We start from the raw sequence: 26445 nt of genomic DNA, 5'->3' as shown, positions 1-26445 counted from the left end.
ATTATAGAAGGGTTCGCCCGGCGCGCAAAGGTTGCGGGTCAGCGCGGCCTTCGCGCGCCGCCGGCCAGGCCGATCGCGGCGGCGAGCGCCAGCATCAGCGCGAAAGGAAGATCGCCGAAGCGCGCGTAGGGCGTCGGCGGGAGCGCGCGCGGCAGCGGCGCGTCGATGACGCCCTGCTCATACAGCGGCAGACGCGCGACATATCGTCCGCGCGCGTCGATCAGCGCCGATGCGCCGGTGTTGGCCGCGCGCGCCATGGGCAGGCCGGACTCGATCGCCCGCAGCCGCGCCTGATCGAGATGCTGGCGCGGCCCGGACGTGTCGCCGAACCAGGCGTCGTTGGTCACGGCGACCAGCCATTCAGGCCGCTCGCCTTTGGGATGCAACGCGCCGGGGAAGATCGCCTCGTAGCAGATGAGCGGGGAAAAGGACGGCCCCCCCGCGTTGAGCGTGCGCGGGCCGACGCCCGCGGCGAAGCCCTCGTCGTAAGGCGCAAGCTGGGCGAGGCCGACCGCGCGCAAAAGAGTCTCGAAAGGCAGATACTCGCCGAACGGGACGAGATGATGCTTGTCGTAATAGGCGACGGCGCGCCGGCCGACGGGCGTTTGCGCGACGACGGCGAGCGAATTGTAATAGCGCCAGCGCCCGTCGGCGCCTTCCTCGCGCCGCACCGAGCCCGCCAGCAGCGCCGCGTTTACGGGCAGCTCCTGCGAAAGGATGTCGAGCGCGGCCGGCGCTTCGGCGAGCAGCGGCGCGGCGTTCTCCGGCCAGAGGATGAACAGCCTGCCCGGAGCCTCTCCCTTCGACAATTCCGTATGGAGACGGAAATTCCGTCCCCAGAGATCCGGATCTATTTTCTCCCGCTGCGGAATGTTTGGCTGAACGATGCGCACGAACGCGTCGTCATGATCGCCGGGGCCGGGAAAAGCCAGGCGCGCGAAGCCGGCCGCGAACAACAGTCCGGTCAACGCGACCGAGACCGCGATCCCCTTCGCAGCCGCCCCTCTCGACCGCGCCGGCGCGCCAAGGAAGGCGGCCGGCGCGCCGGCGACGACGAGGGCGACGAGACTCAGTCCGTATACGCCATAAAGCGCCGCGCTCTGCGCGCCCGCCGCCGTTCCTGCGAGCGCCTGGCCCGGCAGATTCCACGGCAGGCCGGTCAGCACATGGCCGCGGGCGTATTCGAGAATCATCCACGCGGCGGCGAAAACGAGAATCCGCCGCCAGCCGGCGCGCCGGAAGGAAACGGCGAGCGCGGCGGCCGTGCCCGAGAACAGGCCGAGAAAGGCCGGCATGGCCGCCACGGCGATGGGCGCCATCCAGGCGAATTCCTCCGCCTGCACGAAGAACGAAAAGGCGAGCCAGTAAAGGCCGACGAGATGATAGCCGAAGCCGAAAAACCAGCCCGCCGCGAACGCCGCCCGCCGCGGGCGCGGGTCTTCGGCCGCGCCGTCGAGCAGCAGAACGAGGGCGGAAAAACCCGCCGCCATCAGCGCCAGCGCATAGAACGGCGCGAAGGCCAGCGCCGCCGCCACGCCAGCCGCCAGCGCCGCGCCGCGCCGCGGCCAGCCTTCGAGCCGCGCCAGCCGCAGCGCGGCTGCGTCGAGCCCGTCGACGAGCCGGCGCGCGGCGCCGGCCGGACCATCCGTCTCAGCGATCCGCAGCACGCAGCCCCCTCTTTCTCAGATCGGCCCGACGGACTCGCCGCCGGCTTGCGGCTTGTCGTTCTTCGCCGGCGCCGTCCGCCGAATGCGCAGCTTGCGAACCTTTCGCGCGTCGGCGTCGATCACTTCGAAATCGAGTCCGGCGGGATGGGACAGAACCTCGCCGCGCTGCGGCACGCGTCCCGCCACGGATACGACGAGGCCGCCGATCGTGTCGGCTTCCTCGTCGTCCAGCTCCAGGCGCAGCCCGGTCGCTTCGGCGAATTCCTCGAGCTCCACGCGCGCGTCGGCCTCCCAGCCCCCGGGAACGGGAACAATCGCCGGCGCTTCCTCGTCGTCATGCTCGTCGTTGATGTCGCCGACGATCTCCTCGACCAGATCCTCGATGGTGACGAGACCATCCGTACCCCCATATTCGTCGACGACAAGCGCCATGTGAATGCGGGAGGCCTGCATCTTGAGCAACAGATCGGTGATCCGCATCGAGGGCGGCGCATAGAGCACGTCGCGACGGATTTTTTTCAGGACCGGCCCATCGCCCGCAGCCCGGGCGGGATCGGCGAGCAGCGCGATCACGTCCTTGATGTGGACCATGCCTATGGGATTGTCGAGGTCGCCGCGATAGATCGGCAGGCGCGAATGGCCTGCTTCCGCGAAAACCCGCACGAGCTGATCGAGCGGCGTGTCGAGATCGACCGCGACGATGTCGGCGCGCGGCGCCATGACGTCGTCGACGCGTTTTTCGTCGAAGGCGATGACCCGCTCGATCATCTCCCGCCGCGCGCGCGGGAGTCGGCGAGCGCCCTCGCCGCGCCCGTTCTCGATCGCCTCGGCCAGCTCGCCGTTTGTCGCCGGACGGCCGCGGAATCCGAAAAGCCGAGAAAGAAGACCGCCGCCGGGCCCGTCTTCGATTTCGTCCTCGTCGCGGACCGCCGCCGATCGACGTTCTTCAGCCGGCCGACTGTCGTCTGTCTCGCCGGTCTGGTCGCGTTCCCGGCCAAGGCTGCTAGGACCGTCGCCGTCCATTACGCTTCGCGCTCCTCATGCGCATAAGGATTGGAAATCCCCATCGCGTCAAGAATTTCGATCTCCAGCCCTTCCATCGCCGCAGCTTCGTCATCGCTTTCATGATCGTAGCCGACGAGATGAAGAAGCCCGTGCACGATGAGATGGGAAACATGAGCGGCCAGGCCAAGGCCTCGCTCCTGCGCCTCGCGCGCGGCCGTCTCATAGGCCAGCGCGATGTCGCCGAGAAAGCCGGGCGCGGCCTCGCCCGAAGGGAAGGACAGCACGTTCGTCGGCTTGTCCTTGCCGCGAAAACGGGCGTTGAGGCCGCGCAGAATCTCATCGTCCGCCATCAGGAGCGCGACCGATCCGGCGAGGCGCGGCTCGCGCGCGCGCGCGGCGTCGTAACAGCGCCCGGCGAGCGCCTGAGGATCGGAAAGGGCGCGCGGCCAGGCTTCGTGTTCGATAATCGTCTCGATGCCGATCATCTGTCCTTGACGGCGCGGCTCTCCGCGCGAACGGCGCCGGGCCGGTCCTCATACGCTTCGATGATCCGCGAGACGAGCGGATGGCGCACCACGTCCTCGCGGGAGAACCGAACGGTCTCCACCCCCTCTACGTCCTTAAGGCGCGCAAGGGCGTCGGCGAGCCCTGAAATCTCTCCAGGCGGAAGATCGGACTGGGACGGATCGCCGGTCACCGCCATGTGCGAGCCTTCGCCGAAGCGGGTGAGAAACATCTTCATCTGCGCGACCGTCGCGTTCTGCGCCTCGTCGAGGATGATCGCCGCGCGCGCCAGCGTGCGCCCGCGCATGAAGGCGATTGGCGCGATCTCGATGTCGCCGGCGGAAAAGCGCCGCTCGAGATAATCGCCATGCAGCATGTCGCCGAGCGCGTCGTAAAGCGGGCGCAGATACGGGTCGACCTTCTCCTTGATGTCGCCTGGCAGAAAGCCGATGCGCTCGCCGGCTTCGAGGGCGGGACGCGACAGCACGACCCGCTCGACCGCGCCGGAAAGCAGAAGGCTCACCGCATGGGCCACCGCGAGATAGGTCTTGCCGGTGCCGGCCGGTCCGACGCCGAAAACGAGATCGGCGCGCGCGAGCGCCTCCAGATAGCGGCGCTGATTGGGCGAGCGCGGCGCGATCGTCCGTTTCGGCGTACGGACCGTCGGCGTCGCCGGATCGGCGCGGTCCGCCGCGCCCGCGTCGTCGAGCCGCGCCGCGGCGCGGATGTCGGCCTCGCTCAGGCTCTCGCCCCGTTCGAGCCGGCGATAGAGGCCGGCGAGTATGCGCAGCGCGCGCGCCCGCGCGGCGGGCGGGCCGGCGATGCTCAGGCGGTTGCCGCGCGGGTCGATGCGCACGCCGAGCGCCTTTTCCAGAATCATCAGATTGACGTCGTGCTCCCCCGAAAGGTCCGCCATCAGGCGGTTGTCGCCGAAGCTGACGAGCTCGATGTCGGTCGCGTGTTCGCTCAAGCGAGCCTCAAATCCCTTTCCGCCGCGCCCGCGGAAGACAAGGCCCCGTCCGCGTTCTCTGCGGCGACGATTTCGCCGGCGAGAGCGTTCGGCGTGACGGCGACGATGCGCGCGGGCCGGATCGATCCTATCATGGATGATGGGCCTTCGGCATGAACGCTTTGCAAATAGGGCGAGCGGCCGACGATCTGGCCCTCGTGCCGGCCCGGCTTCTCGAACAGCACCGGCAGGACGCGGCCGATCTGAGCCGCGTTGAAGGCGGCGCGCTGGCGTTCGAGGAGCGCCTGAAGCCGCGCGAGGCGCTCGTCCTTGACGGCTTCGGGCACCTGCCTGGCCATCGCCGCCGCCGGCGTGCCCGGCCGGCGGGAATATTTGAAGGAAAAGGCCGAGGCGTAGCCCACGGTCTCCGCCAGGGCCAAAGTCGCTTCGAAATCCTCATTCGTTTCGCCAGGGAAACCGACGATGAAGTCGCCGGAAAGGGCGATGTCGGGCCGCGCGGCGCGAATGCGCGCGATCAGCGCGAGATAATCGGCCGCGGTATGACCGCGATTCATCGCCTTGAGAATGCGATCCGAGCCCGCCTGCACGGGCAAGTGCAGATAAGGCATCAGCTTCTCTTCCTCGGCGAGCGCCGCGATCAGGCCGTCGTCCATGTCGCGCGGATGCGAGGTGGTGAAGCGGATGCGCTCGATTCCGTCGATGCGCGCAAGATGCCGGCACAGCTCGCCGAGCCCCCAAAGCCCGCCCTTTCCGGGCCTTGTTTCGCCCCCGGCATGACCAACAGGCGGCGCGCCGCGCCAGGCGTTGACGTTCTGGCCGAGGAGGGTGATCTCCCGCACGCCCTGGCGCGCCAGCGCCCGCGCTTCGGCCGTGATCGCCTCGACGGGACGGGAGACTTCCGCGCCGCGGGTGTAAGGCACCACGCAGAAGGTGCAGAACTTGTCGCAGCCCTCCTGAACGGTGAGAAAGGCGGTCGGCCCGGTCGCCTCGCGCGCCTCGCCGAGCCGGTCGAACTTCTCCTCGACCGCGAAGTCGGTCTCCAGGATCTCTCCCCGTTCGCGCGCGGCGCGGGCGATCATCTCCGGCAGGCGATGATAGGACTGCGGGCCGACGATGAGGTCCGCCACAGGCGCGCGCGCGGCGATCTCCGCCCCCTCGGCCTGGGCGACGCAGCCGGCCACCGCGATGGTCATCTTCTCGCCCCGCGCGGCTTTCTTCGCCTTGAGCGCGCGCAGACGACCAAGCTCGGAGAAGAGCTTCTCGGACGCCTTCTCGCGGATATGACAGGTGTTCACGATTACGAGATCGGCCGCCTCGGGGCTGGCCGCCGGGGCGTAGCCGAGCGGGCGCAGCAGGCCCGCCATGCGCTCGGAGTCGTAGGCGTTCATCTGACACCCATAGGTGCGGATGAACACCGATTTTCCAGTGCTTCGCCCGGCCGGCGCGTCTTTAATGGCCGTCTTATCCTGCATGCCGCCTTCTTCGTTTCGGGCCGGCATCTATGGGACAGGCGGGCCCGGCGCGCAAGTGACGCCGGCCGCCAAGCGCATTCGCCGCGGCGCGGCCGCATTGATTTCAACGCCCTGGTCTCTCCATACTCTGCTGTTGCTCGGAGCATCGCCCCGCCGGGGCGGGGAGTCAGCCCTTCATGTCGCGTTCAGCGCGAGCGTCGATGGTCGCGGCCGCCGCCGCGCTTTTCGCAGGCCAGGCGTCGGCGGACGAAGGTCCGGGCCGGCGCGCCCTTGTCGAGATGTTTCTGTCGCAATCCTGCAAGGCGTCGCCGCCGGCGGCCGATCTCGCGCGCGAGCTCGCCGCACGCGAGGACCTCGTCGTGCTCACCTGGCATGTGAGCTACTGGAACGCCATGGCCGGCAAGGCCGGCGAGGCCTGGGACGACCCGTTCTCAAGAGAAGCCTTCGACGCGCGCCAGCGCCGCTATAATCTTCGCATCCGTCATCGGGACCGCGGCTTCACGCCCCAGGCCGTCATAAACGGCGAGGCGATCGCCGTCGGCTTCCGGCGCGAGGAGATCGACCGGCTGATAGCAGCCCGAAAGGCGTCGGCGGCTGCGGCCATCTCCTTCGACGCCGCCGCACAGCAGGTCGTCGTCGCGGCCGGCGAGGCGGGCGAGGCGTTCGTCGTGACCTTTCTTGAGCGCGCCGAGACTCCCGTCACGGGCGGCGACAACGCCGGCCGGGTCTTCGTCGAAGCCAACATCGCGACCGGGATGAAGCGGCTCGGCGCCGTCGACAGCGAAACGGCGACCTTCGCCCTGCCCGCCCTCGACCCCGGCGAAGGCTGCGCCGTGATCGTGCAGGCGCCCGACCAGGGACCAGCGCTCGGCGCAGCCTACTGCCCGAAGATCCTGCAGGGCCGGGAACAGGGATAAGGCGCGCGGGGTCGGCGCGCCGCGCGCCGCAGGCTTGTCCGGCCCCCCGCCGATTCGTCTCGCAGGGGAAAAAACGCGAGGCGGCGCGCCGTTCGTCGCGCCTGGCGTTGCCTTGCGCCTGCGCCGCGGGTTAGCGTTCATCAAAACGACGCAAGGGAGGCGCCGGTGACGAACGGGTTTTCGCGGGTGCGATTCTTCCTGTCGGTGGCCGGCGCGGCCATCGTGACGATCGCGGCCACCGGCGGCGCGCTCATCCTGCTCGCGAGCTTCCTGCGCTGATCTCGCCTTACTCCGCCGCGGTCGCGCCGAGCGCGGCGACCTCCTTCACGTAAGCCTCGCGCTTGCGCCGGTTTTCATCGTCGAACTCTTCGGCGCGCCGATCGTCGTTCGACATCAGCGCCTCGTAGTCGGTCTCGGCGAAATCGAGCACGCCCATGTCGCGATAGGCGGCCTGGATTTTATCCGACCACAAACCGATATCGCGCACGATCGGCACGATGCGCTGGAACAGGAACTTGCGGAAGTTCTGCATGTAGCCGGAATTCATCTGCGCTTCGAGGCACTCCTCAAGCGGCAGACCGAGCACGCCATAAACCTCGCGCGCCTCGAAACGATCGCGCATGTGATAGCAGGCCTCGACCAGGAACTCCTCGCGCTCGGCGCGCTCCTTGTCGGTGAGATGCGGATAGTAGTCGCGCAGGGCCACCCGGCCGAAAGCCACATGGCGCGACTCGTCCTGCATGACATAGGCGTTGACCTGCTGGGCGAGCTTGTTGCGCGCGGTGTCGCGAATGTTGTTGAAAGCCGCGAGCGCCAGCCCCTCGATCACCACCTGCATGGCGAGATACGTCATGTCCCAGCGCGAATCGCGCAGAGCCTGATCAACGAGAGTCTGGAGCGGCTGCGTCATCGGCCAGGCGAGGCCGAACTTCTCAAGCAGCTTCTTGTACGCCTCCACATGGCGGGCCTCGTCAATCACCTGCGTCGCGGCGTAGAACTTGGCGTCGAGGTCGGGCGCCTGCTGCACGATCTTCGCCGCGCAGATGAGCGCGGCCTGTTCGCCCTGGAGAAACTGCGAGATGGTCCAGGACTGGAAATGCCGGCGCGCGACCGCTTTTTCCTTATCGGACATCTTTTTCCAGACGGGCGTGTAGTAAAGCCCGCCCAGCTCGTCCGGAACCTCCATCGGGTTGTCGGGATCGAGCTCCTCATCCCAGTCGATGCGCGAGACGGCGTCCCACTGCATGTCCTTGCCCTTCTGGTAAAGGTGCATCATCTGCCTGCGGCCGTCGTCGAACGTCCAGTCGAACACGGCGTCGAAGCCTTGCGGCACGCTCCAGCAAGGGTCGATGTCGGGGATGGGATAAAGATCGCGCAGAGACATGGGCCGCCTCCTCCTTGCGCGCGTCCGGTCTGTCGCCGGCTTTTTGACGCGGTTTCAACAACAAATGCTGAATCGGCGTCACACGCGCCGCCGCCTAGCTAAGCGGCGATCAAGGAGTACACTAAGCAGTTTACTTTGGCGGGTCAAGAATCCGCCGCAGCAGGATCAGCCCGCCGGACGGACGCAGCGTTCATTCGCCCTTTTTCAGCGGCACGCCGTAAAGTTCGAGCCGATGCGCGACGAGGCGGTAGCCGTGCTCTTCGGCGATCTTCTTTTGCAGGCGTTCGATCTCCTCGTTGACGAACTCGATCACCTCGCCCGACTTGAGGTCGATGAGGTGATCATGATGGCGCTCGGAGGCTTCTTCGTAGCGCGAACGCCCGTCCTGGAAGTCGTGACGCTCGACGACGCCGGCGTCCTCAAACAGGCGCATGGTGCGATAGACCGTGGCGATGGAGATGCGCGGGTCGATCTCCGTCGCGCGGCGGTGGATCTCCTCCACGTCGGGATGGTCGTCGGATTCGGACAGCACCCGCGCGATCACCCGGCGCTGCTCGGTCATCCGCATGCCTTTTTCGATGCAGATTTTCTCCAGCCTGTGCATCGGGCTCTCTCCGTGCGTCGCGCGAGTCGCCTTACATCATGCGCCGCCGGCGCGGCGCAACCTGCTTCGATCAATATAGCCCTTCAGATCGCCCGGCGCAGCACCAGGGCGTCCGCGCCGTCGCGGTAATACCGTCGCCGGCGGCCTACGGTCGCGAACCGCGCTTTTTCATAAAGCGCGCGCGCGGCGGCGTTGTCCGCGCGGACTTCGAGAAAGAGCGCCCTGAGCCGCATCGCTTCGGCTGCAAGGATGACTTCGGCGAGAAGCGCCTTGGCCGCGCCCGCGCGACGCACGCGCGCCGCCGCGGCGAGACTCAAGATTTCGCCTTCGTCCGCGGCGCGCCGCCACAGGATGAACCCCCCGATCGCGCCGTCCGATCCCTCGGCCACCAGCGCGAAGACGCCGGGCTCGCCAAGGCCCTGGCGCACAGCGTCCGCCCCCCAGCTCGCCGGGCCGAAGCTGTCCGCTTCGATCGCGACGAGGGCGTCCATGTCGGCCGGCGCGGCGGGGCGGACGAGCCAGCCGCTCATGGCGCATCGCCGCGCGCGAGCAGCCCGGCGAACGCCGCCGCGGCGGCGGGCCTCGCGTCAGGCGGCCGGAGATAGAGCGGCGCCGGCGGCGCCTCCGGCCGGGCGGCGCCGGCGGCGAGGCGCGCGACCGCCATCGCGTCGATGACGTCGGGACCTCCTTCCGCGATCCAGCCTTTCGGCGCCGGCCCCATCGGCGCGACCCCGTCCCCGGCGAGGGCGACGGCCGCGCCGCCGGCCGCATCCATCAAGCGACGCAAGGCTTCTTCCGGCGCCGCAACGAACGGCTCGAGACGCGGGACAAGCGCGGCGTCATAAAGCGCGGCGTAGACCTGGCCGCGGCGCGCGTCGATGACGGCCGCGCGCAAGGGCGCGGTCGCGGTAGCGATCCCGGCGGCGAGAGCGGCCAGACTAGTCACCCCGACGGCCTCGATCCCGGTCCCGACCGCGAGGCCGCGCGCGAAGGCGAGCCCCACCCGCACCCCGGCGAAGGTTCCCGGTCCCACGACGACGCCGACCCTGTCGATGTCGCGCGCAGACAGGCCCGCTGCGGCGAGCGTTCCGGCGACCATGGGCGCGAGACGCTCGGCGTGGCCGCGCTCCAAAGGCGCGCTGGTCCTGGCGAGCGGCGCGCCGTCCTTCAGGATCGCAGCGGAACAGGCTTTGAGCGCGGTGTCGAGGCCGAGAACGATCATCGTCCTGTCTTTCGCGCCGAAATCGTCGTTCGGCAATGCCGGCATTGCGTCATGCGCATCTGCGAACCTTCGAAGCCTCCTTCATTGCGAATCCCGCAACGCCGGGTCCATTCGTCGAATAGCGCCCAAGGGAGCGCATTCAGCCCGTCAAACCGGCGCGCCCGGCCGCTTGCGCGCGACAAACAGGGTCTGGTCGAAAAACGGCGTCGGGCCTTCGAGGATGTCGAAGCCGGCGAGCAGACGCTCGCGCAGATACCGTTCGGGGTGGATCGCGGTGAAGATGCGCCGGCCTTCTTTCACGCGCCCGCGTACGACCAGCTCGCCGGCCTCGAACCGGGCGCGCTCGCCGGGCAGAAGCTGGCCGGCGCGCGGGGTCATGTGGAACGCGCCGAGGAAGATCCCGCCCGGCGCGAGCACCCGCGCGACCTCGGCGATCCAGGCCCGATGTCCCGCCTCGGACAGATGCGTGAACACCGAAAGCGCGTAAAGCGCGTCGAACGCGCCGTCTTCGGCCGGCAGCGGCGGCGCGGCGGCGTTCCGGCGAAACGTCGCGCCGCGGATATGCGCCTTGCACCAATCAATCGCCGCCCTGTTGTAGTCGAAGCCGGTCCTATCATAGCGCTCGGGCAGATGGCGGATGACGCGGCCGAGCCCGCAGCCCCAGTCTGCCACGCGCGGGCGCGGGGCCGGGCAATGGGCGTCGATGCGCCGAACGATCTGCACCGCGGTCGCCTTCCCGCTTGCCATGTAGCGCGCGTAAGAAGCGTGGGAATACATGTCGTGCATCCACCACAAGGGCGGCGGCGCGAAACCGGGATGCGCTTTCAGATAGGCGCGGTTTTCGCACGCGCTCAGCGCGGCGGCGCGCAAAAAGCGCGCGGCCTCCAGGACAGGCAGCACGCCGAGCCCGCGGGCCAGCGCGACCAGCCGCTGCTTGGCGGCCGGCGACGGCCCCTTGGTCGGTGAGGATTCAACGTTCACAGCCCGCCTGTCCGTATTCAGACGATCTTGCAGACCTCGTCGAAAGCGAAGCGCGGGCTGCGGGGGAACAGATTTTCTTCCGTTCCGTAGCCGATATTGCACAAGAAGTTCGACTTGATCTTCGTGCCGGCGAAGAACTCCCTGTCTACGCCTTCATTGTCGAAGCCGGACATCGGCCCGCAATCGAGACCGAGCGCGCGCGCGGCGATGATGAAATAGGCGCCCTGAAGCGTGCCGTTGCGGAAGGCCGTCGCGCGGATGAGCTCCTGTTTTCCCTCGAACCACGACTTCGCGTCCGTATGCGGAAAGAGCTTCGGCAAGTACTCGTGAAATTCGAGATCGTATCCGATGATGACGCAGCAGGGCGCGGCCATCGTCTTGGCGCGGTTCCCCTCCGACAGATGCGGCTCCAGGCGTTTCTTGCCCTCCGGCGTCGTCACGAACACAAAGCGCGCCGGACAGCAGTTCGCAGACGTCGGGCCCCACTTCATCAGGTCGTAGACCGCCTGCATGAGGGTCTCGGTCACCGGCCGGTCCTCCCAGCCATTGCGCGTGCGCGCCTCACGGAAGATGATGTCGAGCGCCTCGTCGTTGATCATCTTGTCGGACATGGTCCGGCTTTCCCCGTTAAAACATTTCGTATGCGGAATATTACCGTTGCGCCGGGAGGGTTACGGTTTTTCGTAGCGGAAGCCGATCTCGAGCGAAACCTGATACCAGGCGACCTTGCCGTTCTCGATATAGCCGCGCGTCTCCTTCACCTCGAACCAGTCGAGATTCTTGAGCGTCTTGCCGGCGGTCTCTATGGCGTTCGATATGGCGTCCTCGATCGAGGACTTCGACGTGCCGACCACCTTGGTGACGGCGTAGACTTTATCTTCGGACATGAGTCGCCCTCCTTCGTGTTTTGGATCGCCCGCTCGGCCGACGCGCCGCGCTTACGCCACCGCCTCGACCTTCGCGACTTCCGGCACGTAGTGCTTGAGCAGATTCTCGATGCCGGCCTTCAGCGTCATGGTCGATGAGGGGCAGCCCGAGCAGGCGCCATGCAGCGAGAGGAATACGACGCCGGTGCGCGGCTCGTAATGCTTGAACACGATGTCGCCGCCGTCGGCGGCCACCGCCGGGCGCACGCGGGTTTCGATGAGCTCGATGATCTGCTCGACCGTCTCGCGATCCTCGCCTTCATACTCGTCGAGGCTCGTCGCGGGGCCCGGCCGGTCCTGCGCACCTTCCTTGAGAACCGGCAGGCCGGCGGTCAGGTAATCGGCGATGACGCCGAGCGCGGCCGGCTTCACATGCAGCCATTCGACCGCTTCGCTCTTGGTGACGGTGACGAAATCGGCCCCGAGATAGACGCCGGTCACCCCGTCGACGGCGAACAGCTCGGCGGCGAGCGGCGAGCCGGCCTCGGCCGATTCGGGCGTGGGAAAATCCATGCCTGTCGCCCCCTCGCCCAGCACCGGACGGCCGGGCAGGAATTTCATCGATTGCGGGTTCGGGGTGTCTTCGGTCTGAATGAACATCTGGCATTCCTTCGCCGCGGCCGGCGGGCGGCCGCTTCGCCCCATCAAGTAAGCGCGCGCGCCCGGCCGCGCAACCGCGCCGGCGGGCGGGAAAGGCGCGCTCATGCCCGTTGCCCGCGGCCCGGCGCCGCGTTAAGGCGTTGTTTCCCCGCCCATCCCCCGCTGCCTTGCGACGGATCCCGCGCCCCATGGACGACAATTCGACGAAGTTCACCGACGAAGAGGCCCTCCACTTCCACAGCCGCGGCAAGCCCGGCAAGCTGGAGGTCAATCCGACCAAGCCGATGGCGACCCAGCGCGACCTGTCGCTCGCCTATTCGCCCGGCGTGGCGGTTCCGGTGAAGGCGATCGCGGCCGAGCCCGATCTCGCCTACGACTACACCTCCAAGGGCAACATGGTCGCCGTCATCTCGAACGGAACGGCCATTCTCGGCTTGGGCGATCTCGGCGCGCTCGCCGCCAAGCCGGTGATGGAAGGCAAGTCGGTCCTTTTCAAGCGCTTCGCCGACATCGATTCGGTCGACATCGAGGTCGACACGAAGGACCCGGAGGAATTCATCAACTGCGTGCGGTTCCTCGGCCCCGCTTTCGGCGGGATCAACCTCGAAGACATCGCCGCGCCCGAGAGCTTCTATATCGAGCAGCGCCTCAAGGAGCTGATGGACATTCCCGTCTTCCATGACGACCAGCACGGCACGGCGATCATCGCCGCAGCGGGATTGCTCAACGCGCTCGACATCGCCGGCAAGTCGATCCGCGACATCAAGGTGGCGGTGTCGGGCGCGGGCTCCTCGGCGCTGTCCGTGATCGGCCTCATCAAGGCCATGGGCCTGCCGCACGAGAACGCGCTGGTGTGCGACTCCAAGGGCGTGCTGCACAAGGGCCGCCAGCTCGATCAGTGGCGCTCTGCCCATGCGGTCGAGACCGACAAGCGCACGCTCGCCGAGGTCATGGACGGCGCCGACGTGTTCATCGGCCTGTCCGTAGGCGGCGCGGTCACCAAAGAGATGGTCAAGTCCATGGCGAAGAACCCGATCATCTTCGCCATGGCCAATCCGACGCCGGAGATTCTGCCCGAAGACGTGCGCGCGACGCGCGACGACGCCATCATCGCGACGGGCCGGTCGGATTATCCCAACCAGGTCAACAACGTTCTGGGCTTTCCCTATATCTTTCGCGGCGCGCTCGACGCGCGCGCGCGCACCATCAACGAGGAGATGAAAATCGCTTGCGCCGAGGCGCTGGCCAGGCTCGCCCGCGAGGACGTGCCCGACGAAGTCGCCGCCGCCTACGGCAAACGGCTTAAATACGGGCCCGGCTACATCATTCCGACGCCGTTCGACCCGCGCCTCATCTCCGCCGTGCCGCCGGCGGTCGCCAAGGCCGCGGCCGATTCCGGCGTCGCGCGAAAGCCGGTTGAAGACCTCAAGGCCTATTCGCAACGCCTCGCCGCCCGCCTCGATCCGTCCGCATCGTTTCTGCAGAAGATTTATGCGACCCTGCGCGGCGCCGAAATCCCGAAGCGGATCGTCTTCGCCGAGGGCGAGGAGGAATCGGTGATCCGCGCGGCCTACGCCTTCCAGCAGGAAGGATTGGGGAAGGCGATCCTGATCGGCCGCGAGGAGCTGGTGAAGCAGCGCCTGCGCGAGCTGGGCTTGCCGACTGAGAGCGCCTTCGAAATCCACAACGCCAGGCTGTCGACGCATAATCCTGTCTATACGGATTATCTCTATGAGCGCCTGCAGCGCAAAGGCTATCTCTATCGCGACGCCCAGCGGTTGGTGAACACCGACCGCAACGTGTTCGGCGCGTGCATGCTAGCCCACGGCCACGCCGACGGCATGGTGACCGGCGTGACGCGAAACTACGACGTGGCGCTCGAGAACGTCCGCCTGGCGCTTGACGCGAGGCCCGGCGAACGGCTGATCGGCGTATCCATCATCCTCGCGAAAGGTCGGACGCTTTTCGTCGCCGACAACACGATCACCCAGCTTCCCTCATCGGAAGACCTCGCCGAAATCGCGGTCCAGGTCGCGCACGCCGCGCGGCGCATGGGATCGACGCCGAAAGTCGCCTTCGTCTCCTACTCGAATTTCGGCAGTCCTGATACGGAGCATTCGCGTCGGGTCGCCGGCGCGGTCCAGATCCTCGACCGGCGTCGCGACGTCGACTTCCAGTACGAGGGCGAGATGACCCCGCGCATGGCTCTCAACGAGACCCTGCGCGAGATCTATCCCTTTTCGCGGCTGACCGGCGAGGCGAACGTGCTCATCACGCCGGGCGTGCACTCGGCCGCGATCTCCACGAAGCTGCTCGCCGAAGTCGGCGGCGCGACGGTGATCGGCCCGCTCCTCATCGGGCTCGAACGGCCGGTGCAGATCACCCAGATCGGCGCGCGCGTGCCCGACATCGTCACCCTCGCGGCCGTCGCGGCCTACGATCTCGACGTCGAGCACCGCAGCTGGGCGCAGAAAACTCTCTGACGCGATGCAAGGCCGTCTTCACGTTCGCATGAGGCCGGCGGGCGCGCGCTTGGCCGGGCGCAGGCGCGCCATTAGAGATCGCCGTGAAGCGACGAGCGAAACGAAGGTGCGTTTGAGCCGACTCCTGTTATCGTTGCTCGCCGTCGGCGGCGTGTTGCTGAGCCAGACGCTGGCGGCGCCGATGTGGATCGAACGTCAGTTCCTACGCGCGGCCGAATTGATCGCGCCCGTTTTCGGCCGGCACTCGCCGGACAGCGACGTCTCCATCGACCATTCCTCCTGGAACGATTTCCTCGCGCGCCACCTCGTCGCCGGAGAGGACGGCGTGAATAGGGTGCGCTACGGCGCGGTCAGCAAGCCCGACCGGGCTGCGCTCAAGGCCTATGTCGCCAAGCTTGAAACGATCGATCCGGCGACGCTCGACCGCGCCGAACAGCTCGCTTTCTGGATTAACCTCTACAACGCGGCGACCGTGCTGCTGATTCTCGACCATTACCCCATAGACAGCATTCGCGACATCGAAGACCCTTGGGACCGGCCGGCGGCGACGGCGCGCGGCGTCACGCTCAGCCTCGACGACATCGAGCATGGGATCATCAGGCCGGCGTTTCGCGACCCGCGCATTCATTACGCCTTGAACTGCGCGTCGATCGGCTGTCCGAATCTCGCGGCCAAGGCCTATTCGAGCGGAGATATCGACGCGCAGCTCGACGCCGCAGCGCGGTCCTATGTCAATCATCCGCGCGGCGTGGAAGTTATCGAAGGCAAGGTCGTCGCTTCGAAATTATACGGTTGGTATCGGGAGGATTTCGGCGATAGCAAAGCGGCCGTTCTCGACCACATCCGTCTGTACGCCGAACCGCCCTTGCGCACGGCGCTGGAAGGCAAACGCCGCATCGACAAATACCGTTACGACTGGTCGCTCAACGACGCGCCGTAAAGGCTCCCAGCCCCCCTCACTCGCTCCGGCGGAACTTCGCGGACTGGCGGCGTACGGCCTTGGCCGCCCAGGTTCGCGGCAGGGCCTTCATCAGCCAGGCGACATATTTGTTCCACAGGCCCGGCACATAAACGACATGGCCGCGCTCGACCGCCGCGAGGGCGCCGTCGACCACGGGCCCGGCTTCCATGAACATATATTTCGGCAGCTTCGACACGAGCGGGCGCGTGGCGTTGACGTCATGGAATTCCGAATAGGTGAAGCCGGGGCAGACGGCCGTGACCTTCACCCCGGCCTCCTCGTTCTCGGCGGCGAGCGACTGGGAGAAGCTCACCAGAAACGCCTTCGACGCGCCGTAAAGCGTATGCCCCGCCGAGCCGGGGACGAGGCCGGCGAGCGAGGCGACCTGCACGATGCGCCCGAAGCCGCGCTCGCGCATGCCCGGCAGCACGAGGCGGACAAAATGCGCATAGCTTGTCACCATGACCTGAAGAAACTCGCGATGCGCCCGCCACGGGCTTGCATGATAATAGCCGGGCAGTCCGTAGCCGGCGTTGTTGACGAGAATATCCGGCGCGATCCTCTCCCGGCTGAGCGCGTCAAGAATCGCGTCCGGCGCGGCGGGGTCCGCCAGATCGGCCGGCAGCGCCCGCGCGTCGACGCCGTGATCGCGCCGAAGCTCCCCGGCGAGCGTCTCGAGGCGCTCGCGCCGGCGCGCGACCAGCGCGACATTGGCCCCGGCCGCCCCCAGCCGGCGCGCGAAGGCCGCGCCGATGCCGGCCGACGCGCCGGTGACGAGCGCCCATCTGCCCCGATAGGTCATGGCCTGTTCCTTTCCCGTCCGCCCTTTTTCCAGCTATGGCGCGCTTCGCCGCGCCCGCCAAATCCGGCGCGCAGCGACGGCGCGCCCAATGACGGGGCAACGCGCTTAGCACGGGGCTTGCTTAAACCGGCGCGGAAAGGAAAAAAGCGCGGCATGGATGGATTGCAACTTGTTTTGATGCTCGTTTGCGCAAGCCTCGTCATCGGCTGGTATCTGACCCAAACGATCGCGGGCGGGGCGGGCGCGCGCGGGCTTTTCGCGATCCGGACCGCGCCGGAGGAAGTGCCGGACGCGCCGATCGACGCCGCCGTGTCAAACGAGGCGCGCCTCGCCTGGCGGACGAAAGCGCGCGGTCGAGCCTGGCGCGACAAGGACGCCCCGGCCTGGCGCAGGCGCGACGGCTCATAGGCCTAAACCGCGTCAGCTCACCTCGCCGGCGGCCGAGACCGCGCGGGCGCGCTCCGCGGCGATGCGGGCGAGCGCGTCGTCCGGCTCCTCTTCAGCCTGTTCGGCCCCGGACCCGCGCGACGCTTCCGATTCGTCCGCATCGGGAGAGACGGCTTCCTCCTCGACGGATGCCGCCTTTTCGCCCGCCGCCGCAGGCGGCGCGGCGGGCGGCGCGAGGCGTTTGATCTCGTCCTCGCTCAGTCCCGGCGGCGGGCCTTCGAGCGGCGCCGGCGCGAGCCGGCCATGCTCCATGTATTCGCGCACGAGCCGCGCCCAGCCTTCGCGCGTGAGATGAAACGCGCCGTCCGCGCCCGGAACGGCGTCCCGCGGCGCGGCGGCGGCGCGCGCCAGCCAGCTTCGCGCTGCGGCTTCCTCGCCGGCGCCGGCGGCGGCTTCCGCCATCAGCGCGCATTCGCGGGCCGTCGCCGACTCGCGCAGCAGCGGCTCGAGCAGCGCCGCGGCGGCGTCATGCTCGCCCAGAAGGATATGGCGGCGCGCCAGCGCGAGCTTCGCCTCGCGCGCATCCGGGCGATGTTCCGCGAAGCGCTTCAGCGCATCAGCGCGCGTCTCGACCGATTCATCCTTATACAAATCTTCATAGGCCTGAAGCAGGCCGGGATGCGGCGCCTGCGCGAAAGCCGCTTCCAGCGCCTTCGCCGCCTGCGCGCGCTTGCCGGCTCCAGCCTGAAGCCGCGCGACGAGGATCGCGGCCGGCGCGAGGCCGGCGTCGAGCTTCAGCGCCGCTTCGGTCTCTTCGAGCGCGAGCGACTTCTCGCCGCTTGCTTCGGCCGCATAGGCGTCGGCCGCGAGCAGCGCCGCCTCGGCCCGGCGCGCCTTCTCGGGCGAGAGCAGCCTGTTTTTGAGCGCGGTCGCGACCGCCGCGCGCATCTCGCCCCACGCGCCGCGCTCTAGCCCCAACTCCAGCACCGATTCGAACGCCCAGGCTGCATTAGACCGTAGACGGAAGGCCTGCTCGGCGTAGTCGAGCGCGCCGGCCTTGTCGCCGGCGCGACGCGCCTGAAGATAAAGGCCGCGCAGCCCCAGAAAGGTCGTCTCCGGCGCTTCCAGCATGGCGCGGAAATTCTCCTTCGCCGTCTCATCGTCGCCGGCGAGCTGCGCGGCCTGCGCCGTCAACAACCGCGTCAGCGAGGACTCGCCGAGATTGCGCCGGGCGACGCGGGCGTGATGGCGCGCGTCCTCGGCGTCGCCCACCGCTGCGGCTTCGAGCCCGCGGGCGAGCGCGACGAACCCGCGTTCGCGCCGCGCGTCCTGCGCCTTGCGTTTGAGCTTTCCAGGCAGCGCGGCGAGATCCTTGACGAGGCTCGTTCCCCAAATCAGCGCCCCGACGACCGTAAGCGCGAGGCCGAAGGCGAAGCCGCTGTGGATGTCGAAGCGCAGGTCGAACGCCTCGCCCACGATGCGCCCGTCCATATTCGCAAGGAACGTCAAAAGAAAGGCGGCGAACGCCGCGCTTAGAATGAAAATCAGGATGCGTATCATTCGCCCGCCTAATTGAGATAATCGCGTAAGATCGCGGCCCTGAGATCGTCGAGCGCCCTGTCGGCGGCGAGCCGCGCGCGCGCGTCGAGAAGCCAGGGCGCGAAGACCTCGGCCGCTTCGCCGTCGAGCGCCTCAAGCTCCGCGACAGCCGCTTCGAGATCGCCGGCCTCGAGCCGCGCTTCGGCGCGCGAGATGACGGCGGCCGGGTCGTCGCCGGCGAGGGGCGCGGCCGGGCGCACCGATATGAGCGATTCAAGCCGCGCCATCATCGCGCCCACAGGGCCTTTCGCGCGAGCGCGGCCGGCGGCGGCGAGCGCTTCGCGCGCCAGCGGGGCGAAACGCTCCCGCAGCGCGTCGCGGGTCGGCGCGCCGGTCCCGGCGCGCGCGCGCAGCACCTCGACCGGGGCCGCGTCAGGCGCGAGTCTGGCGAACAGCTCAATCTCATCTGTATACGGACCTCCAGAGTCGATCGCGTTCTTGAGGGACAACAGCGCGAGCGAGGCCGCAGCGCGCCGGCTCGACGGGGTTGCTTCCCCGGATTGAATCTTGTCGAGGCGCGCGCGCAGATCGGCGAACTCCGCCTCCGCGCGCCGGTCGCGCTCAAGGATCGCCGCCTGAATGCTGTCGCGCAGCGCGGCGATTTCCGCCGCCTGCGCCTCGTTCTCGGCGCGCGCTCGGGCGAGCATCTCTTCAAGCCGGCGCGTTTCGGCTTCCAGCGCGGTTTTGACCGCTTCGAAATCGTTGGCGATTTTCAGTCCGTCGACAGGATTTTGAGGGCGGGCTTCTGCGACGCCGGAATCCGCGCTTTCGTCCGTATCCGCATCGTCTTCAGACGCAGCCGCGTGCGCCGCGTTTTCCATGCCGTCTGGCGCAAGCGCGCCGAGATCGATCGCATCGCCGGCATCCTCCTCGGGGTCGGGCGGCGGCCGGCGAGCGGCGTCCTTCGCCGCGCGCTGGATCGCGTCATTGGCGCCCGTTCCCGGCGCGGGCGCCGGCGGCAGGCCGCGCCCTTCGCTCCCGACCGCAGGTTCCGACGGGGCTTTCGCGGCGGGCGCGCCGTCATTCGCGATCTTTCCCGGGTCGGCGCCGGCCGGCGCGGACGCGTCCGCCGAACCCGCCCGTTCCACAGGCGTTGCTTCGGCGGGCGGCCCGTCAGTTCCGTCCGGCCTTCCCGCGCCGAACCGCCACAGGGCGGCGATCAGGACCGCGATGGCGACAAGGATGACGAGCAGGATGACGCCGGGCGAACCCAAACGCCGGCCCGACGCAGAGGGCGGCGTCACTGAGGCGCGCGCCGGCTCCTCCGGGCGCGAATGACCGTCGTCGACGATTTCCGCTTCGACCTCTTCGGCGGCAAGCCGGTCATCTTCCGGCTTCGTTTCGTCGCCGCGCGCCCCCGCTTGCGCGGCCGGTTTCTCGGCGGCGTTCTCCGCGTTCTTTTTTTCCTCGCCTGCTTCAGGCTTGTCAGCCATCGCACATCCTCCTCGCCGCGCCGGCGTTCAGGCAGTAGTTAGGCGCGCCCTGGCGCGCCCTCAAGCAACCTGTTGAAGCAGGCTTCACAGCGCTTGCGCCATCAGGGCGATCATCGTCTCCGCCGTCGGCGCGGGGGCGACCGCGATCTCCCGCCAGCGCGCGGCCCCTGCCGCTTCTGCGACGGCCCCGCTCAGACAGGCCGCCCGCGCCGCAGCGAGCCGGTCTTCCATGCCGGCGGCGCGAACCTGGTCGAGGAACAGCCGGGCCGTGCGCGGCGAGAACAACGCGACCCAAGGCCCCGGCGCGCCTGCGCGAGCCCCTTCGAGCGCCTCGATGGCCGCCGGCGCAAGGCCTTCATTCGCACGCGCTTCATACAGCACCGCGCGCCGGGCCGGCGCGCCCGCTTGGGCGAGCGCGGCGACGAGATCGCCCGCGCGATCCGACCCGCACGCGTGCAGGACCGCGCCAGCGATCCGCCCCGCCTGACGGGCCTCGCCGATCATTCGGGCGAGCGCCGCGACGTCGCCGCCCGCCGCCGCGACGTCGGCGAAGCCTGCGTCCCGCGCCGCCTCGGCAGAGGCCGGCCCGACGGCGAAGACCGGGGTTTCCGGCGGGATCGCCGCGGCGGCGGCGAAAGCGCGCACCCCGTTCGCCGACGTGAAGGCGATCGCGCCGACCCCGGCGAGATCCGGCGCGCCCGGCCGGAAAACGATCCGCATGGCCGGCGAGAGCGCCGGCTCCAGCCCGGCGCGGCGGGCCGCGTCGGCGAAGCGGCTCGCATCGGGCTCGGGGCGGGTGACGATCACGACGGGACGGCGCATGGTCCGAGTCTTACACGCCTGCGGCGGCCTGCCTATCTTGACCGCGACGGCCATCCCGGCCCAAGAGCCCGCAAAGAGCATTTATGACCCTCGTTCTCGGCGTCGAGACAAGCTGCGACGACACCGCCGCCGGCGTCATACGGCGCCGGCCCGACGGCGCGTGCGAGATCCTCGCCGACGTCGTCTGGCGGCAATACGACCGCCACGCGCCCTATGGCGGGGTCGTGCCGGAAATCGCCGCGCGCAGCCATGTCGAGCGGGTCGATCAGGTCATCGTGCACGCTCTTGAAAAATCAGGCCATATCCCGGCCGACCTCGACGCCGTGGCGGCGACGGCGGGGCCTGGCCTCATCGGCGGGGTGATGGTCGGCCTGACCGCGGCGAAGGCGATCGCGCTCGCCCATGACAAGCCGCTCATTCCGGTCAATCACCTCGAAGGTCACGCGCTTTCGGCGCGTCTGACCGAGGCGGCGCCGTTTCCCTATCTCCTGCTGCTGATCTCCGGCGGCCATACCCAGCTGATCGCCGTCGCAGGCGTCGGGCGCTATCGGCGGCTCGGCTCGACCATAGACGACGCCGCCGGGGAAGCCTTCGACAAGACGGCGAAGCTCCTCGGGCTCGGCCAGCCCGGCGGGCCGCGCATCGAAAGCGCCGCCGTAGGCGGGCGCGCCAGCCGGTTCAGGCTGCCCGCGCCGCTGGCGCGCCGGGAGGGGTGCGATTTCTCTTTCTCGGGCCTCAAGACCGCCGTGCGGCTCGCCGCCGAAGAGATCGGAACCCCGACGGGCCAAGACGTCGCCGATCTCGCCGCTGCGTTTCAGGCGACGGCCGCAGCCCATCTCGCCGCGCGCACCGGAAGGGCGATGGATATGGTCGAGGCGGATTTCGGCGCCGATCCCCGCCTTGTCGTCGCCGGCGGGGTCGCCGCCAACTGCGCGATCAAGGCCGCCCTCAAGGAGCTGGCCGATAGGCGCGGCTGGCGCTTGATCGTTCCGCCGCCAAAATATTGCACCGACAACGGCGCCATGATCGCCTGGGCGGGCGCTGAACGTCTCGCCGCAGGCCTCGTTCCGTCATTGGCGGAAGCTCTCGCCTTCGCGCCGCGCGCGCGTTGGCCGCTCGCCCCCCCGCCGCCCGGCCGAGCGCATGGCGGCGGCAGAAAGGGTCCCAAGGCGTAGACGCCTTCGCGTCAGGCGGCTTTCCGCCGATCCCTGGCGTTTTTGAGGGCCTTCACCACCCCTTTAAGCGTCGTCTGGTCCAGCGCCTCGGCGAAGGCGCGCGCAGCGCGCTCCGACGGTCTTGCGAGCGCCCCGGGCAGCGCCGCGCCGACGCCGTCCTCGCGTCGTCCGGGGTTTTCCGGGGCGAGCGACAGGGGATGTTCGACCGCCTCGAACACCGCGCGCAAAGTAATCTTCTTCGGCGGGCGGGCGAGCGTCGCGCCGCCGCCCTTGCCCCCTTGCGTGCGAACCAGCCCCGCCCTGACGAGCCGGCCGATGAGCCGGCGCGCCACGACCGGATTCGTGCCGGCGCTCGCCGCCAGCGTCTCGGAGGTCACCGGCGCCGGCCGACTGAGCGCGAGGACCGCCAAAAGATGCGTCGCCGTCGCAAAGCGGGTTGAAAAAGCCATCCGCGCCTCCCGTCTGCAACCGCCATGGTTGCGCGAATCGGTTAGCGCCTGGTTACCCGGCCGGGACATAAAAAAAGCGCGGAAGCTGGGAGCTTCCGCGCCAGTAAGCCGTCCGATCGAGGGGAGGGGGCGTCCAGCTCGGTGAGGGGCAAGGAGCGGACTGCGATCGGACGGCAGGGGGAGGAACCGTCGGTCTGGCGACCTCCGATCCGTTAGACGACGACGCCGCGGGTGGCGTAGTCGGCCGCCGCGAACAGGGCTGCGGCGGCGAAACCGCTTAGAACGAGGGTGATTACGGTTTGCAGGGCGATTTTCGCGAGGCTGGTCATGGCTGCTGTCTCTTTTCTCTGGCCGGCGTCGCGCAAGAGACGGACCGTCCATTGTGCGGCGCCGAACGATTTACGCCGTCGATTTAGGGCGCGGACGAAGGGTTGTCAATGAATATTTTCTGCAATGTTCATTGATAAATGTACACCAACAACGAGCAATATAATGCTCGTCTCGGGCCTGACCCAAGCGCGGCCAAGGCGAACATGCGCAGCTTTCATTCCTGGCTAAAAACGATTCTGGAAATTCAATGCGTTTGGACGGGCGGCGCGCCGGCCCGGACGGCCCTTTCGCAACCGCGCGCCCGCCAGCACAGGGAATCGAGCACGAAATCGATGAGAGCGTCGAGCTCCTCCGAAAGCTGCTCGAAATCGCCTTCGTGGAACACCGCCGGCGTGGTGAAGCGATAAACCACGTCCTGAATAAGCCGGGGCAGGCGCTCATGCTCGCCGGGGGCGAACTCGCCCGCTTCCTCGCCGGTCTTCAGCACCTCGGCGATGAGCGCGCCTTCGGCCCGCTCCCACTCGAACGCCACCTCCGGCCGGGCCAGCATGACCTCGGTGGCGAGCTCATAGGCCTTGGGCCGGTCGTGAAACCGGTCATAGGCGATCTTGAACTTCATCTTGAGGAGATTGCGCAGCCGTTCGGCCGCGGTCAGGCCCGGTTCGGCGATGGCGGCGCGCAGCTTCTCGATCTGCTCGCGCCGGAGCACGCGCACGAAGGTCTCCGCGATGTCGAGCTTGGAGGGAAAGTAGCGATAGACATTGCCGGTCGACATGTTGCAGTCGCCGGCGATCTCCGACATTGTCGTCTTGCCGAAGCCGTAATGCAGAAACCGGCGGCTGGCGGCTTCGAGGATCTGCCGGGCGGTCTCGTCGAGATTCTCGATCGGCATGGTTCCATTTTTCCAGTCGGGCTGACGATTTCATTAAACGTTCACTCGTTACACCGCAACCATGCAAATTCCCGTGAGCGATCTGCCATGAATGACGGCGCGCCTTTCCGGAAGCTTTCGATCATCGGCGGCGGCGCCTGGGGCGCGGCCCTGGGCAATCTCGCGGCCAATAACGGCGTTGAGACAACCATCTGGGCGCGCGAGCCGGAAGTCGCCGCGCTCATCAACAAGCGCCATGAGAACGCCGTCTTTCTGCCCGGCGTGAAGCTGAATCCGGCCCTCAAGGCGACGCCGGCGCTGGAGGACGCCGGCGGCGGCGAGGCCTTCCTGCTCGTCGCGCCGGTCCAGCACAGCCGGGCGGTGATGAAGGCGCTGCGCCCGCACGCCCGGCCGGACGCGCCGGTCGCGCTTTGCTCGAAGGGGATCGAGCAAAGCACGGGGATGTTCCTGTCCGCCGTGGTCGCGGAGGTCTGGCCGGAAGCGGTTCCGGCGGTTCTCTCCGGGCCGAGCTTCGCGCGCGACGTCGCCCAGGGCCTGCCGACCGCGGTGACGCTCGCTTGCGCGGACGAGGCGCTCGCTGCGCGCTGGATCGCCACGATCGGCGCGCCGCATTTCCGGCTTTATTACACCGACGACGTGATCGGCGCGGAGATCGGCGGCGCGGTGAAGAACGTGCTCGCCATCGCCGCCGGCGTGGTCGAAGGCAAGGGGCTCGGCGAAAGCGCCAAGGCGGCGCTGATCGCGCGCGGCTTTGCGGAATTTCAGCGGCTCGGCGTCGCCCTCGGCGCCCGGCGCGAGACGCTGGCGGGACTATCGGGGCTCGGCGATCTCATTCTCACCGCGACCTCGAAGCAGTCGCGCAACATGTCGCTCGGCTTCGAGCTCGGCCGCGGGCGCTCGCTGCATGAGGTGCTGGCCGGGCGCAACAATGTGAGCGAAGGGGTCGAGACCGCCCCGGCGGTGGCGGACATCGCCCGCCGGCTGGGGGTCGAGACGCCGATCTGCGCGGCGGTCGCCGATCTCGTCGCCGGCGAGCGCTCCGTCGACGGCCTGATCGCCGACCTGCTTTCGCGGCCGTTCCGGGCCGAAAGGGAATAGACGGGCGACTGGCGCCTATCCCCGCAGGTATGACCGGCAGCTCGCCTGGTAGGGCCTGGCCGAGAGGCGCGCGTTCCAACCCGCCGTCCAGGCGTCTCCGCCTCTCACGCCGAGGAGCGCCCGGCACTGCTCGAAGCCGGTGCGGTATTGCGCGGAGGTGACCGCGACGTTCTTGCCCGCGAGCTTGAAGGCTTCGTCATAGCACTGGCAGATTCGGTCCGCGTCCGCCGCCGGGCCAGAGCCGATCACGACCCCGCCGTCGGCGGGCGGCGCAGAACCGCCGCCGGGCTGCGCGAATTGGGTCTTGACCACCGCATAGGCGGCGATCGCCAGCACCACGAGCGCCAGCACGCCCCCGAAAATCGCCTCGATCCTCGACATCGGCCTGCTCCCCTTACGCGGCCGGCGCGGCCCGGCCATACCCCGGCAAGTCGTTCAATCCGACGATCATACCGGCTGCGCGCGCGCCGCGAAAGCGGCAATGCGGGAAAGCCGCGCGGTCAGGCCCCGCGCCGGCGCGCCAAAAGCCTGAGACGCAGGGCGTTGAGCTTGATGAAGCCCTCGGCGTCTTTCTGGTCGTAGACCGCGTCCTCCTCGAAGGTCACATGGGCCATCGAGTAGAGCGAGTAGGGCGAGGTCCGCGCGATCGTCTGGGCCGAGCCTTTATAGAGCTTCACCGTAACCGCGCCGGTCACATATTCCTGGCTCTTGTCGACAAGCGCCTGGAGCATCTCGCGCTCGGGCGCGAACCAGAAGCCGTTATAGACGAGCTCGGCGTAGCGCGGCATCAGCTCGTCCTTGAGATGCGCCGCGCCGCGGTCGAGGGTGATCGACTCGATTCCGCGCCGGGCGGCGAGCAGGATCGTCCCGCCGGGCGTCTCGTAGACGCCGCGCGATTTCATGCCGACGAACCGGTTCTCGACGAGGTCGACCCGCCCGACGCCATGGCGCCGGCCGTAATCGTTGAGCCGGGCGAGCAGCGAGGCCGGCGAGAGCTTCTCGCCGTTGACCGAGACCGGATCGCCCCGCTCGAAGCCGATCTCGATGATCTCGGGCTTATCAGGCGCGGCCTCGGGATCAAGCGTGCGCTGATAGACGTAATCGGGCGCGGGTTCGGCCGGGTCCTCGAGCACCTTGCCCTCGGAGGAGGTGTGCAGAAGATTGGCGTCGACGGAGAACGGCGCCTCGCCGCGCTTGTCCCTCGGGATTTCGATCTGATGGGCCTCTGCGAAGGCGATGAGCTTCGCCCGGCTGTTTAGATCCCATTCCCGCCAGGGCGCGATGACGCGGATGTCGGGATCGAGCGCGTAGGCGTTCAGCTCGAAGCGAACCTGATCGTTGCCCTTGCCGGTCGCGCCATGCGCGACGGCGTCGGCGCCGGTCTCGCGCGCGATCTCGACCAGGCGCTTGGCGATCAGCGGACGCGCGATCGAGGTGCCGAGAAGATAGAGCCCTTCATATTGCGCGTTCGCCCGAAACATCGGGAAGACGAAATCGCGCACGAACTCCTCGCGCAGATCCTCGATATAGATCTCTTTGACGCCCGCGCGCTCGGCCTTGCGGCGCGCCGGCTCGAGCTCCTCGCCCTGGCCGAGATCGGCGGTGAAGGTGACCACCTCGCAGCCATACTCGACCTGCAGCCATTTCAGGATGACCGAGGTGTCGAGGCCGCCCGAATAAGCGAGCACGACCTTTTTGACGTCCTTGAGCTTCGGCATGGCGGGAAGTCCTCATCAGCGCGGAAAAGACGGCGTCCGCCATA

General features: G+C 68.3%; 27 protein-coding genes. 6 read left to right on the top strand and 21 right to left on the bottom strand.

The annotated features are described in order from the left end of the window. Positions 1–38: 38 nt before the first annotated feature. Genes lnt through miaB form a run of 5 tightly spaced genes read right to left on the bottom strand, consistent with a single transcriptional unit; the run spans position 39 to position 5618 of the window. On the bottom strand, positions 39–1667 hold the full coding sequence (gene lnt, locus CHB64_RS03050; protein ID WP_089411096.1) for an apolipoprotein N-acyltransferase: 1629 nt from the start codon (positions 1665–1667) through the stop codon (positions 39–41). Between the two features lie 15 nt (positions 1668–1682). After that, positions 1683–2690, bottom strand: a complete 1008-nt coding sequence (locus CHB64_RS03045; RefSeq protein ID WP_089411095.1) for a hemolysin family protein — start codon at positions 2688–2690, stop codon at positions 1683–1685. Next, on the bottom strand, positions 2690–3157 hold the full coding sequence (gene ybeY / locus CHB64_RS03040; RefSeq protein ID WP_089411094.1) for an rRNA maturation RNase YbeY: 468 nt from the start codon (positions 3155–3157) through the stop codon (positions 2690–2692). The genes CHB64_RS03045 and ybeY overlap by 1 nt, the downstream gene beginning before the upstream one ends. Further along, positions 3154–4146, bottom strand: coding sequence for a PhoH family protein (locus CHB64_RS03035; RefSeq protein WP_234993298.1), 993 nt, complete (start codon positions 4144–4146; stop codon positions 3154–3156). The genes ybeY and CHB64_RS03035 overlap by 4 nt, the downstream gene beginning before the upstream one ends. Further along, positions 4143–5618 carry a tRNA (N6-isopentenyl adenosine(37)-C2)-methylthiotransferase MiaB gene (gene miaB / locus CHB64_RS03030; RefSeq protein ID WP_089411093.1) on the bottom strand — a complete coding sequence of 492 codons (1476 nt, stop codon included), beginning with the start codon at positions 5616–5618 and terminating at the stop codon, positions 4143–4145. The genes CHB64_RS03035 and miaB overlap by 4 nt, the downstream gene beginning before the upstream one ends. Before the next feature lie 176 nt (positions 5619–5794). Here miaB and CHB64_RS03025 point away from each other — a divergent pair, with 176 nt between their 5' ends. Further along, positions 5795–6535 (top strand): DUF1223 domain-containing protein, encoded by a 741-nt coding sequence (locus tag CHB64_RS03025; protein ID WP_089411092.1) that lies wholly within the window; start codon positions 5795–5797, stop codon positions 6533–6535. Positions 6536–6821: 286 nt separating this feature from the next. Here the strand turns inward: CHB64_RS03025 and CHB64_RS03020 are convergent, their stop codons facing one another. From CHB64_RS03020 to CHB64_RS15655, 8 genes are all read right to left on the bottom strand, one after another. Then, on the bottom strand, positions 6822–7919 hold the full coding sequence (locus CHB64_RS03020) for a ferritin-like domain-containing protein (protein ID WP_089411091.1): 1098 nt from the start codon (positions 7917–7919) through the stop codon (positions 6822–6824). A gap of 190 nt (positions 7920–8109) precedes the next feature. Continuing rightward, positions 8110–8523, bottom strand: coding sequence for a Fur family transcriptional regulator (locus tag CHB64_RS03015; protein WP_089411090.1), 414 nt, complete (start codon positions 8521–8523; stop codon positions 8110–8112). Positions 8524–8606: 83 nt separating this feature from the next. Further along, positions 8607–9053 carry a ribosomal protein S18-alanine N-acetyltransferase gene (gene rimI / locus CHB64_RS03010; protein WP_089411089.1) on the bottom strand — a complete coding sequence of 149 codons (447 nt, stop codon included), beginning with the start codon at positions 9051–9053 and terminating at the stop codon, positions 8607–8609. Then, complete coding sequence (gene tsaB, locus CHB64_RS03005; protein ID WP_089411088.1) at positions 9050–9790, bottom strand: tRNA (adenosine(37)-N6)-threonylcarbamoyltransferase complex dimerization subunit type 1 TsaB; 741 nt, start codon at positions 9788–9790, stop codon at positions 9050–9052. The genes rimI and tsaB overlap by 4 nt, the downstream gene beginning before the upstream one ends. A gap of 102 nt (positions 9791–9892) precedes the next feature. Continuing rightward, positions 9893–10726 (bottom strand): class I SAM-dependent methyltransferase, encoded by an 834-nt coding sequence (locus CHB64_RS03000; protein WP_089411087.1) that lies wholly within the window; start codon positions 10724–10726, stop codon positions 9893–9895. A gap of 17 nt (positions 10727–10743) precedes the next feature. Further along, positions 10744–11337, bottom strand: coding sequence for a malonic semialdehyde reductase (locus CHB64_RS02995; RefSeq protein ID WP_089411086.1), 594 nt, complete (start codon positions 11335–11337; stop codon positions 10744–10746). Between the two features lie 60 nt (positions 11338–11397). Beyond that, positions 11398–11613 (bottom strand): dodecin, encoded by a 216-nt coding sequence (locus tag CHB64_RS02990; RefSeq protein ID WP_089411085.1) that lies wholly within the window; start codon positions 11611–11613, stop codon positions 11398–11400. A gap of 51 nt (positions 11614–11664) precedes the next feature. After that, on the bottom strand, positions 11665–12252 hold the full coding sequence (locus CHB64_RS15655) for a NifU family protein (RefSeq protein WP_089411448.1): 588 nt from the start codon (positions 12250–12252) through the stop codon (positions 11665–11667). Between the two features lie 188 nt (positions 12253–12440). Here CHB64_RS15655 and CHB64_RS15650 point away from each other — a divergent pair, with 188 nt between their 5' ends. Further along, entirely contained in the window at positions 12441–14735 is a 2295-nt protein-coding gene (locus CHB64_RS15650) for an NADP-dependent malic enzyme (RefSeq protein WP_089411084.1), read from the top strand. 112 nt (positions 14736–14847) lie between these two features. After that, a complete protein-coding gene (locus CHB64_RS02975) occupies positions 14848–15675 on the top strand; it encodes a DUF547 domain-containing protein (protein ID WP_159462397.1) in 828 nt (275 codons plus the stop codon). A gap of 16 nt (positions 15676–15691) precedes the next feature. Here the strand turns inward: CHB64_RS02975 and CHB64_RS02970 are convergent, their stop codons facing one another. Then, positions 15692–16498, bottom strand: a complete 807-nt coding sequence (locus CHB64_RS02970; RefSeq protein ID WP_089411082.1) for an SDR family NAD(P)-dependent oxidoreductase — start codon at positions 16496–16498, stop codon at positions 15692–15694. Between the two features lie 153 nt (positions 16499–16651). Here CHB64_RS02970 and CHB64_RS02965 point away from each other — a divergent pair, with 153 nt between their 5' ends. Further along, positions 16652–16906 carry a hypothetical protein gene (locus tag CHB64_RS02965; protein WP_143265927.1) on the top strand — a complete coding sequence of 85 codons (255 nt, stop codon included), beginning with the start codon at positions 16652–16654 and terminating at the stop codon, positions 16904–16906. A gap of 12 nt (positions 16907–16918) precedes the next feature. Here CHB64_RS02965 and CHB64_RS02960 read toward each other — a convergent pair whose 3' ends face one another. The 3 genes from CHB64_RS02960 to CHB64_RS02950 all read right to left on the bottom strand — a co-directional run bounded on the left by CHB64_RS02960 (position 16919) and on the right by CHB64_RS02950 (position 20739). Continuing rightward, on the bottom strand, positions 16919–18445 hold the full coding sequence (locus CHB64_RS02960; RefSeq protein ID WP_089411080.1) for a heme biosynthesis HemY N-terminal domain-containing protein: 1527 nt from the start codon (positions 18443–18445) through the stop codon (positions 16919–16921). Between the two features lie 8 nt (positions 18446–18453). After that, complete coding sequence (locus CHB64_RS02955; protein ID WP_089411079.1) at positions 18454–19917, bottom strand: mitofilin family membrane protein; 1464 nt, start codon at positions 19915–19917, stop codon at positions 18454–18456. A gap of 84 nt (positions 19918–20001) precedes the next feature. Then, positions 20002–20739 (bottom strand): uroporphyrinogen-III synthase, encoded by a 738-nt coding sequence (locus tag CHB64_RS02950; RefSeq protein WP_159462396.1) that lies wholly within the window; start codon positions 20737–20739, stop codon positions 20002–20004. 83 nt (positions 20740–20822) lie between these two features. On the opposite strand from CHB64_RS02950, the gene tsaD reads away from it, so the two are divergent. After that, on the top strand, positions 20823–21914 hold the full coding sequence (tsaD, locus tag CHB64_RS02945; RefSeq protein WP_089411077.1) for a tRNA (adenosine(37)-N6)-threonylcarbamoyltransferase complex transferase subunit TsaD: 1092 nt from the start codon (positions 20823–20825) through the stop codon (positions 21912–21914). 11 nt (positions 21915–21925) lie between these two features. On the opposite strand, the gene CHB64_RS15220 is transcribed toward tsaD, so the two are convergent. Both CHB64_RS15220 and CHB64_RS02935 read right to left on the bottom strand, forming a co-directional pair. Next, on the bottom strand, positions 21926–22363 hold the full coding sequence (locus CHB64_RS15220; protein ID WP_159462395.1) for an Rrf2 family transcriptional regulator: 438 nt from the start codon (positions 22361–22363) through the stop codon (positions 21926–21928). Positions 22364–22937: 574 nt separating this feature from the next. Further along, complete coding sequence (locus CHB64_RS02935) at positions 22938–23585, bottom strand: TetR/AcrR family transcriptional regulator (RefSeq protein WP_089411075.1); 648 nt, start codon at positions 23583–23585, stop codon at positions 22938–22940. Positions 23586–23672: 87 nt separating this feature from the next. On the opposite strand from CHB64_RS02935, the gene CHB64_RS02930 reads away from it, so the two are divergent. After that, on the top strand, positions 23673–24683 hold the full coding sequence (locus CHB64_RS02930) for an NAD(P)H-dependent glycerol-3-phosphate dehydrogenase (protein ID WP_089411074.1): 1011 nt from the start codon (positions 23673–23675) through the stop codon (positions 24681–24683). Between the two features lie 15 nt (positions 24684–24698). Here the strand turns inward: CHB64_RS02930 and CHB64_RS02925 are convergent, their stop codons facing one another. Continuing rightward, complete coding sequence (locus CHB64_RS02925; RefSeq protein WP_089411073.1) at positions 24699–25064, bottom strand: hypothetical protein; 366 nt, start codon at positions 25062–25064, stop codon at positions 24699–24701. Between the two features lie 119 nt (positions 25065–25183). Continuing rightward, positions 25184–26401, bottom strand: coding sequence for an argininosuccinate synthase (locus CHB64_RS02920; RefSeq protein WP_089411072.1), 1218 nt, complete (start codon positions 26399–26401; stop codon positions 25184–25186). Positions 26402–26445 lie beyond the last annotated feature (44 nt).

It is taken from the genome of Amphiplicatus metriothermophilus, assembly GCF_900199215.1.
In the GTDB taxonomy this organism is placed as follows: domain Bacteria; phylum Pseudomonadota; class Alphaproteobacteria; order Caulobacterales; family Parvularculaceae; genus Amphiplicatus; species Amphiplicatus metriothermophilus.
This window is presented reverse-complemented; position numbering and strand designations above follow the sequence as displayed.